General features: G+C 36.1%; 8 protein-coding genes. 3 read left to right on the top strand and 5 right to left on the bottom strand.

Annotation, left to right across the window (positions count from 1 at the left end; translation table 11 throughout):
- Window positions 1–36: 36 nt before the first annotated feature.
- The 3 genes from MM214_RS14120 to MM214_RS14110 form a co-directional block, all read right to left on the bottom strand.
- Window positions 37–3,237, bottom strand: a complete 3,201-nt coding sequence (locus tag MM214_RS14120; protein ID WP_241296284.1) for a SusC/RagA family TonB-linked outer membrane protein — start codon at window positions 3,235–3,237, stop codon at window positions 37–39.
- A 713-nt stretch (window positions 3,238–3,950) separates the two neighbouring features.
- Complete coding sequence (locus tag MM214_RS14115; protein WP_241296350.1) at window positions 3,951–4,649, bottom strand: SOS response-associated peptidase; 699 nt, start codon at window positions 4,647–4,649, stop codon at window positions 3,951–3,953.
- Between the two features lie 28 nt (window positions 4,650–4,677).
- Window positions 4,678–5,637, bottom strand: coding sequence for a YheT family hydrolase (locus MM214_RS14110; RefSeq protein ID WP_241296283.1), 960 nt, complete (start codon window positions 5,635–5,637; stop codon window positions 4,678–4,680).
- Between the two features lie 123 nt (window positions 5,638–5,760).
- On the opposite strand from MM214_RS14110, the gene MM214_RS14105 reads away from it, so the two are divergent.
- The 3 genes from MM214_RS14105 (at window position 5,761) to MM214_RS14095 (ending at window position 10,311) form a co-directional block, all read left to right on the top strand.
- On the top strand, window positions 5,761–7,473 hold the full coding sequence (locus MM214_RS14105) for a pyruvate dehydrogenase complex dihydrolipoamide acetyltransferase (protein WP_241296282.1): 1,713 nt from the start codon (window positions 5,761–5,763) through the stop codon (window positions 7,471–7,473).
- Between the two features lie 390 nt (window positions 7,474–7,863).
- The gene (gene hslV / locus MM214_RS14100) at window positions 7,864–8,412 is read left to right on the top strand and encodes an ATP-dependent protease subunit HslV (protein ID WP_241296281.1); all 549 of its coding nucleotides are present in this window, start codon (window positions 7,864–7,866) and stop codon (window positions 8,410–8,412) included.
- A gap of 633 nt (window positions 8,413–9,045) precedes the next feature.
- Window positions 9,046–10,311 (top strand): type IX secretion system plug protein, encoded by a 1,266-nt coding sequence (locus tag MM214_RS14095; RefSeq protein ID WP_241296280.1) that lies wholly within the window; start codon window positions 9,046–9,048, stop codon window positions 10,309–10,311.
- Between the two features lie 182 nt (window positions 10,312–10,493).
- Here the strand turns inward: MM214_RS14095 and cas6 are convergent, their stop codons facing one another.
- Both cas6 and ychF read right to left on the bottom strand, forming a co-directional pair.
- Entirely contained in the window at window positions 10,494–11,372 is an 879-nt protein-coding gene (cas6, locus tag MM214_RS14090) for a CRISPR-associated endoribonuclease Cas6 (RefSeq protein ID WP_241296279.1), read from the bottom strand.
- 106 nt (window positions 11,373–11,478) lie between these two features.
- Window positions 11,479–12,576 carry a redox-regulated ATPase YchF gene (gene ychF / locus MM214_RS14085; RefSeq protein ID WP_241296278.1) on the bottom strand — a complete coding sequence of 366 codons (1,098 nt, stop codon included), beginning with the start codon at window positions 12,574–12,576 and terminating at the stop codon, window positions 11,479–11,481.
- Window positions 12,577–12,584: the final 8 nt, after the last annotated feature.

The raw sequence follows: 12,584 nt of genomic DNA, 5'->3' as shown, positions 1-12,584 counted from the left end.
AAGTAACCTGACTGAATAGTCAAACAAAAACAATAATTAGAATTTAAAACTGATGTCAAAGCCAAGGGAGCGAGTAGTTGGCACCTGAGCATTTTCCAAACCTTGTACGTTTCCAGCACCGTTCACCCCTTGTGGATCAAGGTATGGTAAGTTACTGTGCAAAATGGCTAGATTACGACCAAAAGTACGTACCCTTACATCCCTAACTGGCAGTCTTGAAATAAGTCTATTCGGCAAAGTATATGATAAGGACAATTCTCTTAGTTTTATAAATGAAGCATCAAATACATTTGGCGAAGCTACTGACCAGATGGTTTGATAATACGCTTGTGGGCTAATGGGTACAGTATTAGGTTCTCCTGTCTCAGTGACGCCTGGTACGATTAATCCTGTTTCACGTACATTGTTTTCTACTGTAACTGGATCCATTCCAGAATACTTAGACCACTGTAAAGACGTCGAGTGAATAATACCTCCACCTTGATAATCTATCAAAACACCAAGTTCTAATCCTTTGTAATTAAAGCTATTACGGATACCACCGGCAAAATCAGCAATTGTACTTCCCAAAAATTCACGATTGCTATTTACTAATGGGAAACCGTTTGCCCCTACAATCACTTGTCCAGCTTCATTTCGTCGGAAGTCCTGACCGAATAGTGACATATATGGATAACCTTCTTGAACCCTAACATCCGCAGCCCATGTTGTACCAGCGATAATATTATCAACTCCAGGAGCTAATTCAATTACTTCATTATTAAACGTAGCAAAATTCACCATTATGTCCCAACGGAAATCTCTCTTATCCACAGGGGTAGCGTTCATAGTCACTTCTATACCATGATTACGCATAGAGCCAGCATTTAGGATTCTAGAAGTAAATCCAGTAGATGCGGATGAGGGAACATTGAAAATTTGATCTACTGTAGTTCTGTCATAGTAGGACACATCAAATGATAGACGGTTGTTCAGTACAGCAAATTCAACCCCAAATTCAATCTCATTGGTACGTTCTGGTCGCAAGTTTGCGTTAGGGCTACCTAAAGGCACAGTGTATCTAGGGAAGCTGCCGAAGTTAGGGATTACATTGCTATATACATTGCGAAGTTGATAAGGAGCTGCATCGTTTGCAGCTTGACCATAACCTACGCGAACTTTACCAAAAGATAAGAAGGAATTACGTAGTGCTTGAAGCTCAGTAAATACAAAACTTGAAGATACTGATGGATACCAGTAGTTATTGTTTTCGGCTGGTAATGTTGAAGACCAGTCGCCACGAAGTGCTAAGTCAACATATAACATATCCATGAACCCTAATGAGGTTGTCGCAAAGACACTGTTGATTGCTCTTTCTTGCTCATAGGTTGTGACTTGCGGTGAGTTCACTGAGTTTGCAATATTAAAGAAACCATTTAGAGCCAAGCCACCTACAGTACTGATGGTGTTTCTTGTGTTCGTTTGGTTCATCAAGTTACCACCAAGCATTGCGTTTAAAGAAAATTTCTCTGAAATTCTAGTGTCATAAAGGAATTTAGCTTCAAAGTTTGTTTCATTAAACGTTCTTATTTCCTCTCTGTAGCTTGATTGAGTAATGCCACCTTGAGGTATACCTTCTCTTGATTTGAAAGTGAATCCATCACGCATAGCCCTTACATTGAAACTTAAACCGTCAATAATTTTATAGTTCAAGTTAAAGTTACCGAAAAAGCGATCACGTGTGTCTTCCTGAAGGTAGTTGTTACGTACCCAATATGGGTTGTCAAAAAATCTTGGTCGATGATCGAATGAAAGCAATTGACCAGTAGCAGGGTCAATTATTGGCCCTATTGGATTCCATGTTTGCTGACGGCCATCAGTGAATTGATCATTTTTCAATCTCTCTACATCAAGTTGAGTTTGCCACCACTGTGTAAATCCCTGCATAGGATTTGCATTACTATAGCCAGTAGCATTTCTTCCATCTGCATTTTGAATTACCAAACTTCCCGCAGCGGAAGCCGTCAGACGATTAGAGATTTTATAACTACTATTGAAACTTACGGTATTACGACCTAGGTTAGAGTTAGGAATTACTCCAGACTGAGCCATATTAGTGTATCCTAATCTAAAACTACCTACATCATTTGAACCTGTTACAGCAAGACTATTTTGAGTTGTAACACCTGTTTCGAAAAATCTATCATAAGGATTAGCTGGAGCTACCCAAGGTCTTGTTTCACCATAAGTAGGAGAATCTACATCCCACGAGTCCCAATGACGTACTTGTACATTGGGATTGTAGCGAGGTCCCCAAGCACCATCCTTAGCATAAATAGGTGCCAAAAACGTCTGCCCATTTTCAATAAATTCTACGAATCCAGAATCTGTATTAGCGATATCACCTCCGCCATATAATTGCTGGTGAGGCATTAGCGCTATTGGACTTTCAAAAGTAGTTGTAGAATTTACTTCTACACCAATTCCTTTTTTATTTGAACCACCACTTTTGGTTGTTATTAAGATTACCCCATTTGACCCACGAGTTCCATAAAGGGCTGTTGCTGCTGCTCCTTTAAGTACTTCCATAGATGCAATATCTTCTGGATTGATATCAGAGGCAGCATTACCGTAATCGTAGGCACCACCGCCAAAACCTTCCTGTTGTGCTCTCGAAGCATAGTTGGCATTGTTGATAGGCATACCATCCACCACAAATAACGGCTGATTCTCACCCAAAAATGAATTTGCACCACGAATGGTAATACGAGAAGATCCACCGATTGCGCCAGGTGATCCTTGAATTTGAATACCAGCTACTTGACCTTGAAGTGCGTTTACAATGTTTGTCTCACGAGTTGAAGACAAGCGATCACCGTCTACTGACTGCACAGCATAGCCTAGAGATGCTTTTTCTCTGGAAATTCCCAAAGCAGTAACTACGACCTCAGATAGTGCGCTAGTTTCTGGCTCCATGGTTATGTTTATAACCGAACGACCTCCAATTGTAACTTCCTGTGAGGCAAGTCCAATAAATGAGAATACCAAAACAGTATTTCCAGAAGGTACATTGATAGTATAGTTACCATCAATATCAGATACTGCGCCTATAGTGGTTCCTTTCACCAAGACGCTGGCTCCTGGTACAGGCTCATTACCTTCAGACGATATAATCGTCCCTTTTACTTCTACAGTTTGCGCAAAAGAAAATTGCGCTAAAAAGCAGAAGAACAATGTGAATAGTAAAGTTTTCTTCATATTAATTTGTTTATTTTGACACCAATTTAGAGAAAAAGATAATAAGTTGTTTATGATTTTTTAACACGCTTTTAAAAAATATTTGTGTAATGTCATAAATTATTAGTTTTTAGGATCTTGAAAATGATACTTGCTGTTAAAAAAAATATAAAATTGCTCTAATTTCGTGATTTATAATTCAATCAAAAGGTATTTTATTTGAATGAAACATAATGCAAAATTTAAATCTAACTGGATACAAATATTATTTCGTGCATTTTATTAATTATTAAAATGGAGCGTTTTGAATCTTGAAAAATTTAGTTTGATCCTTTTGAATAACATACAAATCTTATGAGCTAAGTTTAAAAAAGATGTTAGTTTTAAAGTTTGAGTCTGAAAGATAGCTCTTGAATATAGCATTAAATTTACTTTTTGATAACATCCGCAAGACTAAAAGGTGATTAATTACAAAGATTTTTTCAGAATAATATTTTGTATACATGCAACTATCTCAGCCACCTACAGAAAAATCGAATTAACCTAGCTTTGATCCGCTGCCATTTGATCAAGGATATTGACCAATAGCTACTGATTTGGTCAATGTTTTAATATTTTTAGCAAAGATACGTACAAACAAATAGCTTAAATATAATTCCGAAGATCAAAAAAATTATAAAAAGTGGCAAACTGAAATTTTGTAAACTAAAAAAGCATATTAGTATCTGTTTACATTATCCAAACAGTGTATAATTCCCGAACTGATCCATAGGGGAGGTTTTTCTCATCACAGATGGATTGTCATTTGCCACTTGATTCACTAACGGAGAAACAGTGTAAGAGATCATTTCTTCAGATGAATAAGGAATCAACATCTTTTGCAATTCTTCAATTGTACTATATTTATCAAGCCATTTTTTTTCGTTTTCTCTACTTATGATTACAGGCATCCTGTCATGCACGTCTTGAACAACCCTATTTGCATCCGTGGTTAAGATCAAAAAGGTATGATTAGTTTCACCTTTTTCATTTTCGTATTCTTCCCAAATACCAGCAAAAGCAAAAAGGCTTTCATCATGCATGGTAAATCTATAAGGAGTGATAGTTTTTTTGCCTAATCTTTTCCATTCATAAAATCCATCTGCGGGTATTAAGCATCTACGTTTTTCGAAAGATGATTTGAAGGACACTTTTTGATGCACGGTATCAGCGCGTGCGTTGATTAGTTTTTGAGCAACAGTTTTGTTTTTGGCAAAATCTGGTGTGATTCCCCAATAAAAGAATGAAAATCCTTTTGGGCTCTCTGAAGTCAATACAGGGAGAAGCTGTGTAGGTGCAATATTGTATCGTGGATTGAAATCGGTGAGGATTTCTGCTTGAAATCTTTCTTCTAGCGCAATTTTACTTTTATTAAGTGAATATCTTCCACACATGATTTTGAAGTATTGATTTTGTTGTAAATTAATGATCTGAAGTGATAAATTCAAATGCTCTTTTTTCTGACCAGTAGACTTCATTTCGACTTCTTGGGCTAAATCCAACATGCCCTCCATATTTTGGGAACTCCATCCACAAGTGAGTTGAGCTATGACCTATATTTACTGGGTAACATTTAGGACTCAAAAAGGGATCATTTTGGGCATTGAGGATGAGTGTTGGTACTTTAATCTTTTCAATAAAATACAAGGATGAATTCTTTTCGTAGTAATCGTGAGCATCGTCAAATCCATGTATAGGGCCTGTATATAGATCATCAAAATCCTTTAAAGTTTTTATTTTTCTCAGTTTATCTGGAGAAAGTTGATTAGGAAAAACCAAAGATTTCTGTGTAATCTTTTCTTTGAGTGTCTTGAGAAATCGTCTTGCATAAATGATGTTTTCTCTAGAAGATATTTTTTCGCATGAAGATTCCAGATGAAGAGGCACTGAAATAGCCGTAGCAGACTTGATTTTAAGGTTGATTTGGTCGGTTTCTCCTAGATATTTTAAAGTTAGATTTCCACCAAGGCTAAAACCAATAAGAAAAACTTCTTTGTACCCACTACTGGCATGATCAATCACTTCTTTGAGGTCATACGTGGCACCAGAGTGGTAAAATATTAGTTTTTTGTTCATTTCTTCACTACAGCCTCTGAAGTTCCAATTGAGCACATCAAAATTATTTTTGAAAAATTGGTGGGCCATTCCAACCATGTATGGCCTTCTACTATTCCCCTCCAAACCATGGCTGATGATCACCAATTTTTCTGATCCAGAACGTAACCAATCTAAGTCTATAAAATCACCATCTTTGGTTGTAATACGTTCTCTTTCAAATGGTAATAGATTTATTTTTCTAAAGATACTAGGTACGATAGTTTGTAAATGACCATTGAATAACCATTTTGGATTTTGATATGGGGAAGATTTTAAAAGAGGCATTTTTGAACAATTCTGGAACATTATCACTTTTCAATCATGAAAATACTATTATTAAATTTGAAAAAAGACATTTTAACGACTATTTTTGACCTGCTTAAAATTGACTAGGATACTAATAAACATATGGCCGAAATAATAAGAATGCCCAAGATGAGCGATACCATGGAAGAAGGTGTGATCGCAGCGTGGTTGAAGAAAGTTGGTGATGAAGTGAAACCAGGTGATATCCTCGCAGAGGTAGAGACTGACAAAGCTACCATGGAGTTGGAATCTTACGAAGAAGGTGTTTTGCTTCACATAGGCGTGGAAGAAAAAGATGCTGTTCCAGTAAATGGAGTCATTGCTATCATTGGCGAAAAGGATGAAGACATTGAAGATTTGTTGAAAGAAGCAAATGGTGAGGGATCTACTAGCTCTAAGAATGATTCTGATAAAAAAGAAGAAAAATCAGAAGAAAAGAAATCAGAAGAGAAAGAAGAGAGCCAAGATGATAAGAAGGAATCTAAGACTAAATCTGAAAAAGTAGATACTTCAAATATCAATGCCACTGTGATTACCATGCCTAAGATGTCTGACACGATGACTGAGGGAGTAATAGCTTCATGGTTGAAAAAGGTAGGAGATGAAATCAAAGCTGGTGATATCATTGCCGAAGTTGAGACTGATAAGGCTACAATGGAGCTTGAATCTTATGATGATGGTATCTTGCTTCATATCGGAGTAGAAGCTGGTGACTCTGTAGAAATCGATGGAGTGATTGCTGTGATAGGTGAAAAAGATGCTGATTATAAAACTTTGCTGAAAGCCCATGAGCAGAATGCTGATGGTGATGAAGAGATGGTGACTTCAGAGAAAAAGGAAGAAGTCAAAGAAAAGAAAGAAACAGTTTCTGAAAAGAAATCAGAAGATAAGAAAAGTGAATCAAGCTCATCTTCTTCAAGTGGTAGTTCTTCTAATACTACTGCGGATGGTGACCGCTTGAAAGCTTCACCTTTGGCCAAAAAGTTAGCTTCAGATAAAGGAATCGATATAGCTCAAGTAAAAGGTTCGGGTGAAGGAGGGAGAATAATCAAACGTGATGTAGAGAATTTCACCCCTGCACCAGCTCAAGCTACTACTGCTTTGGATTCTCCAGCTGCACCATCTGTAGGGCAAGAATCTTACAAAGAAGAAAAGGTATCTCAAATGCGAAAAGTTATCGCTAAGAGATTGGCAGAAAGTAAGTTTACAGCACCTCACTTCTATTTGACCATGGAGATAAACATGGACAAAGCTATAGAAGCAAGAAAAAGCATGAATGAGGTTGCTCCAGTGAAGATTTCGTTCAATGACATGGTGATCAAAGCTTCAGCGGCAGCATTGCGTCAGCATCCAAAAGTTAATTCTTCTTGGTTAGGAGACAAGATTCGATACAATGAGCATATTCATATTGGTATGGCAGTGGCTGTTGAAGAAGGTCTTCTTGTACCAGTGATTAGATTTGCTGATTCAAAGTCGCTGTCTCAGATCTCAAATGAAGCAAAATCCCTTGGAGGTAAAGCAAAAAATAAAGAATTGCAACCAAAAGATTGGGAAGGTAATACCTTCACTATTTCAAACCTTGGTATGTTTGGGATAGATGAATTTACTGCTATTATCAATCCTCCAGATGCTTGCATCCTAGCAGTAGGTGGAATAAAAGAAACTGTAGTGGTCAAGAATGGACAGATGCAAATTGGAAATGTGATGAAGGTAACTTTGTCATGTGACCATAGAGTAGTAGACGGAGCAGTAGGTTCTGCATTTTTACAGACTCTTAAAGGTTTGTTGGAAGATCCAGTTAGAATCTTGATTTAATAATTATATATCAAAAATTGATCATGTCAAAAAGTCCTGTTTTTCGGGACTTTTTGCATTTAGTATGGTTATTGACTTAATCATTCAGACACATGTTCTATAGAATAAAATGGAGATATCTTTAATCAATAATTTATTGCTAGGACTGATTTATAGTGATAAAAGATCCTTTAGGTTGCTTGTAATGATTTCTCATAGGAGTTGAGCAGTCTATAAAGAAAAGTCAGCAAATTTTAAGTAATTCAATTTTCTTAGGAAATAAATGTTTATTGGTTATTTAAAATTTCAACTGTATTTCTTAGACATTTCACTGAATACGTAACCTGTTCACAGTTGAGGATATCAAATTAATTTACCTTTAGTTTTAAATTTCAATCATCTAAAATAAATATGGAAAAAATCAAAGCAACCACCGTAGTCGCTATTAAGCATAATGGTGAAGTAGTGATAGGAGCTGATGGTCAAGCCACCATGGGGCATACAGTCGCCAAAAGTACGGTCAATAAAGTTCGAAGATTGCAAGGAGGCAAAATCGTTACTGGGTTTGCAGGTTCTACGGCAGATGCTTTCACTTTATTGGAAAAGTTTGAAGAAAAACTTGGCGCTTATGGGAATAATATGAAAAGAGCAGCTGTGGAATTAGCTAAGGAATGGAGGATGGATAGAATGCTTTCCAAACTTGAAGCAATGATGATCGTGGCGGATTCTCAAGATATATTGATAATTTCAGGTACTGGAGATGTGATAGAACCTGATATGGAGATTGCTACTATAGGTTCTGGAAGCATGTATGCGCAATCTGCAGCAAGAGCTCTCAAGAAGTTTGCTCCACAACTTACAGCCGAACAAATGGTCCGAGAAAGTTTAGGCATAGCGGCAGATGTATGTATCTATACCAATCACAATTTGGTCATTGAAAAAGTTCTAATAGAAAAATAGGGTAGATCGCCCTTTGTTACTTTCTGAGTATAGTTATTTATCTAATGTATATCAGTGACTTTACCGATAATTATAGAATAAGATTATACGCTTTTTTTCCAATAGCTTCAATTCATTGGCTCAATAGGTCGTTAATGATCAATATCCATAAGTATCCAGTATCAATTTATATCGGAAGTTAGATAAATCGGAATTTTGTAATGTTATTGGCATAGTTCCGTATATCCATAATATAGAAATTATCGATTTAAATTAGCTTTGATATAAATTGAACAATTCCAAAAAGAGGGGACGGATTATTTACTAATTGCATTGTAGTTTGGACAGCCCTAAACTGGATACATTGGAAAAGTAAGAATAGATTTCTATATCTTAATAATCCTATGAGGATTTGTTAATTTGTATCTTTTCGAATTAAGATTTAAAGTAAATTCATGGATAAAATCCATATTTCAAAGTACATGCAGTAGTTCAATATTGTACTAAATTTCAGCCTGAAATTTTTGGTCTGATTGTTGAAAAAGGGAAGAATCTAACTCTCTTCGTTTTTATATTTGAATCTTAAAAACTTGGGAGAAAATTCTGATTACAGGAGTTTAATTTGACCTTTATATGAATTTAAAAGAAAGTAAAATGAAAAAATGTTTTTTGGTTATCGCTTTATTTAGTGTTTTCTTTAAAACATTCGGTCAAGGGAGCATTCAAGATCGTGTATATGAAGAAAATATTCAGTCTGTACGACTCTTTCCTCAATCTTCAGAGTTTTCATCACAAATGAGTTCTCCTGCGATTTCACTTCAAGCGAATACACCACTTTTACTATCCTTTGATGATATTGCTTATGATCCAGATATGTATTCGGTAAGATTGATTCATTGTGATATGAATTGGACGCCTTCCGATCTCAAAGAGAATGATTATCTAGAGCAATTCAACGAATTCAATATCACTGACTACAATTACTCAATTGACACTCGTATACCTTACATACATTATAATTTTGTGATTCCAAGAGTCACCAAAAGTGGGAATTATATTGTGCAGGTGTATAGAGGACGTGAACAAGACAAAACTATAATCACGAAAAGATTTATGGTTTTTGACAATTCTGTTCAAGTAGGGGCTAAGATAGTACCACCAAGTCAAACAGAATTCAGGAGAAAACAGCAACAACTTAACATCAACCTCAACTATAAAGCACGAGAAGTTTTAGATCCTCGGACAGCACTGAGAGTCGTTATAAGACAAAATCAACGGTGGGACAATACGATCTTTAATTTGAAGCCAACTATGGTAAGAGAGGACTTAAAAACGGTCTCCTATGAACTTTTCGATGGTTCAAATGCTTTTTTGGCAGGGAATGAATTTAGATTCGTAGATTTAAGATATGTAAGAGCGAGAGGGAATAATGTAGCTAAAATTCAGATGGAAGAAGATGTGGTTTTTGCGGAAACTATGATAGAAAAGATCAGGCCAACCGCTGTATACTCACAATACCTTGATATGAATGGGCAATATGTAATATTTAATTTTGAGCGACAAAATCATGACCTTGAAGGTGAATACATTCTTACTACGTTTAACCTTAAAGCAGATGGGGTTTCTGAAACACCCTATATAGTCGGATCGCTTAGTAATTGGGGAACTGATTCGGATGCAAAAATGGTACTTGACAAAAAGACAAATACTTATCAAGCTACTTTACTTTTGAAGCAAGGATGGTATGATTATCAATTTGCCTATAAAACAAATGATGGCTGGAACATGTCACCTATAGAAGGAGATCATTTTGAGACAGAAAATGAATATGAGGTATTGGTTTATTTCAGGGATGTGGGTAGTAGGTATGATGAATTGGTAGGGTACAGTAATTTGAATCCTAATAAGCGTAGGTTATAATTTCTCTTTTCTCGGGTTTTGAATAACTTTTTGTGAATTAGATATCTGTATATCCAAAATGATACAAGTAACAATAGAGAACATTGATTGAACAGATAGATTGAAATCAGTGACAAAGAAACATAAAATAAAATGAAAAAAACCGATCAATTTTGATCGGTTTTTTTTAAGCTTTTCAGTGATTAAGCCATTTCTTCAGAGTCTTCTCCTTCAGAATCTTGAGATTTTGTTCTTTCCTGATGTGCTTTATAAGGAATAAAACCTTCTCTTTTGAACTTATAAGGTTCGGTTCTTTGATTAGGAGCGTGGTTAGCAAGGTCAAGCATACCAAATCCTTTGTGGGTGAATGCACCCAAACCACATTTGAACACGAAATCCTGTACTTCTGGAGCAGCATAAAGTGTAAAAGGTAAAGTATAACCTCTCACTTCATATTTGACATCCATGTCATATACAGAATAGATTCTTGCAAATTTCTTTTGCTGTTCTCTGAGCTTATTTACATAATTCATATCAGGTACAACTTGGAACTTGTAGAATGACTCCATTTGCTCTTGGGAATACCAACCAGATCTTTCCATTCTGGTCAAGGTAGATTCATAAAGTAGATCTGAAAATTCATCAGAATCTGGATTTATAAAACGTTTACCTGACTCATCATTGAAAGATGGAGTGAGTAATACAAGAGGGGAGATACACACGAACTTGTTCGAAGTCTCCAATTCTGGCTCAGTTTCTACTTCTGTGTATTCAGGAGAGATCACTAAGTTGCCCAACTCAATCTTTGGCGTAGCAAATACTTGCTCAAGCAGATAGTCCATAAATTCTTCATTGGGTGATGAAAGCACTAGGGTGACTAAACTTGAGTAATAATGAAGGCCACTTCTACTAACCTTGGTCTGACCTTTAAGACCAGAGAAGTTGAAGTAATTGTAGTTGAAAAACTCCTCACGACCACCTTTTACGATAAGTCCTTTGAGGAATTGTGCCAGAATGTACTGGTGATGAAAGGGTAAGTAAGCTCCTTTGTTTTTTAAGGAAAATATTAATCTTATTCTCACGGTTTTTTAAAAATAAAATTTAAACAATTATTTAACTGTAATTGGCTTTTAATTATGTGTTTTTTTTAATCTTCTTGCAAAAGTACAAATTTTTTTTTAAGTTCTATCAAACATTGAACCTAAAATGCATGATATCACCATCATGTACTACATATTCTTTGCCTTCTATGGCTATTTTACCGTTCTCTCTGCAAGCTGCTTCAGATTTGAACTTTTCATAGTCTGAAAGCTTGATTACTTCTGCTTTTATAAAGCCTCTTTCAAAATCTGTATGAATCACTCCAGCTGCTTGAGGAGCTTTCCAGCCTTTTTTTATTGTCCAAGCTCTCACTTCTTGTACACCAGCTGTGAAATAGGTAATCAGATCCAACAAAGCATACGCTGCGGCGATTAGTCTATTCAAACCACTTTCTTCAAGACCATATTCTGAAAGAAACATTGCTTTTTCTTCTGCATCTTCAAATTCAGCGATTTGAGATTCCAGCGCTGCACATAGTACAATCACTTCTGCATTTTCTTCTTTAACTTTTTCACGTAGTTGATCTACAAACTTATTTCCAGATTGAATACTGTTTTCGTCCACATTAGCAACGTATAAAACTGGCTTTATTGTAAGCAAATGTAAATCTCTTACGGCTTCAAGGTCTTCTTTATCGACCTCTACTGAACGTGCATTTTTGCCATCTGTCAATGCTTGTTTGAATTTTTGAAGCGTTTCTAGTTCCTTTCTAGCTTTCGCATCTCCAGATTTTGCAATTTTTTCCAATCTTTGAATCTTTTTTTCTACAGACTCAAGATCCTTAAGTTGGAGCTCAGTATCAATGACCTCTTTGTCAAAAACAGGATCTACTCCTCCTGCGACATGTACAATGTTGTCGTCATCAAAACATCTGATAACGTGAATTACTGCATCTACTTCTCTGATATTTGCCAAAAACTTATTTCCTAGCCCTTCTCCTTTGCTAGCCCCTTTTACGAGTCCTGCAATATCTACAAATTCGATAACAGTGGGCATTACACGCTGAGGATTGACCAACTGTTCCAGTACTTGAAGTCTCCTGTCTGGTACAGTTACTACGCCCACATTTGGCTCGATAGTACAAAAAGGGAAATTTGCAGCCTCAGCTTTTGCACTTGAGATTGCATTGAATAAAGTAGATTTACCAACGTTGGGTAAACCAACGATACCGCACTGTAATGCCATTATTTAGA

The sequence above is a fragment of the Belliella kenyensis genome, from assembly GCF_022549675.1.
GTDB classification, from domain to species: Bacteria; Bacteroidota; Bacteroidia; order Cytophagales; family Cyclobacteriaceae; genus Belliella; species Belliella kenyensis.
This window is presented reverse-complemented; position numbering and strand designations above follow the sequence as displayed.